Source organism: Methanobrevibacter sp., assembly GCF_045541095.1.
Classification (GTDB): Archaea; Methanobacteriota; Methanobacteria; order Methanobacteriales; family Methanobacteriaceae; genus Methanocatella.
Genome location: NZ_JAZQIJ010000130.1, coordinates 1 through 1,801 on the forward strand (window position 1 = coordinate 1; position 1,801 = coordinate 1,801).

Below are 1,801 nucleotides of genomic sequence, written 5' to 3' on the forward strand. Positions count from 1 at the left end.
GAGGTTTTTATCTCGATAGCACCATTTTCAAAAACATCACCTGATTTGTCTCGAATGATGATCTTTTCGGAATTTGATAAAAATGGAGCGATTTGTGAAGAATCATTACCCATAATTTCATCAAGGGTTCCCTGTGCAATGATGTTTCCACCGTCAGCACCGGCAGTCGGTCCCAATTCAATCATATAATCAGCAATGCCCAATATTTTTGTGTCATGGTCAACCAGAATTATTGAATTTCCGTCATCAACCAGATGTCTGATGACACTGATTAATCCGTTGACATTATCCGGGTGAAGACCTATTGACGGTTCGTCCAGTACATACAATACTCCTGTAGTGTGGTTTCTTAAGGTTTTGGCAAGCTGCATTCTCTGCAGTTCACCGGTTGATAATGTATTGGCGGGCCTGTCAAGTGAAATGTAGCTTAAACCCAAATCAAGTAAAATGGTGGCATTGTCCATGAATTCCTCAAGAATGTTTTCCGCCATCTTCCTGACACCGCCTGGAAGCTCACTTACAACTTCCTGAATCCATATGACAAGCTCCTTTAGATTCATCTGACATGCTTCAGCCAGATTGATTCCGCCTAAAAGTGTTTCCCTTGCTTTTGAATTGATTCTTGCACCATTGCAGTCAGGACAAACCTGTGTTGTTAAGTATTTATTGATTCTTTGAAGACCCTTTTCTGTTTTTGCCTTTTTAAGAGCCTCTTCAACAGCCTTATGGGCATTCCTATACTCGGCATTAAGTTCAAATAACTTCCCGTTTTTAGATGGGATATTGATGTATCTTTTAACGGCAGGACCGTTATAGACAATGTCCTTTTCCTCATCAGTCAAGTCCTTGAATGGGACGTCAATCCTTACGCCCAGCTCGCCTGCAACGTGATACATCCATGAAATTCCGAACATGTTCCATGACTCAACGGCTCCTTCCTCAAGTGTTTTTGTTTCATCGCCAACTAATGTTGAATCGTCAATGCCCCTTATATAACCTGTTCCGCTGCATGTTGGGCATGCGCCGTCTGAGTTGAATGCATATTCCTCTGCACCCAATCCATAGAATTCCTCACCGCAAACCGGACATTTGATTGGGATTTCACGAGCCACATTCAATGTTGGCTCCTGCAGGTGTCCGTTTGGACAAGTGTAATTACCGCATCTTGAATACAATAATCTTAAGGAGTTTAAAAGTTCGGTTGAAGTTCCAAATGTTGATCTGATATTGGGAACGTTAGGACGCTGATGAAGTGCCAGTGCTGCCGGAACATATTGTATTGAATCAACCTGTGCCTTTTCAGTTTGTGAAATCCTACGGCGAGTATAGGTTGAAAGTGCATCCAAATATCTTCTGGAACCCTCAGAATACAATACTCCTAATGCCAATGAGGATTTACCGCTTCCGGAAACTCCAGAAATTGCAACAATTTTTCCAAGAGGAATGTCAACATCAATATTCTTTAAATTATGAACTTTTGCTCCTCTAATAATTATCATATCTTGGTACATACATTAACATTAAGTTTTAAAGTATAATAATTTTGCCAATCAATAGCCCTGACTGTCAAAGTGCTCTTTAATTTTCAGATAAAATTCATCACTGGAAAATCCAAAGTCATTATTGAATGACTTATAAGCCAATTCACAGTCTTTATTTAAGTTGAATCTGAAATCAGGCCTTTTATCGAATAATTTTTTAAAACAAGATTTGGAATGCTCAGGCAACGGCACATCTTCAAATGAAAGCTTTTCAACAATCATAATCATTGAAAGAGAAAGAACTGTAAATTGAAGAGCGG

Annotated in this window: 1 protein-coding gene and 1 pseudogene; both read right to left on the reverse strand. The window is 39.5% G+C overall.

Translation table 11 applies throughout. From position 1 onward, the window contains the following. Positions 1-1,511: pseudogene (locus ACKI2P_RS05475) on the reverse strand (excinuclease ABC subunit UvrA); the annotation flags it as partial. Positions 1,512-1,550: 39 nt separating this feature from the next. Beyond that, positions 1,551-1,801 (reverse strand): hypothetical protein (locus tag ACKI2P_RS05480; RefSeq protein ID WP_407375757.1); only part of this gene is annotated, 251 nt, incomplete at its 5' end.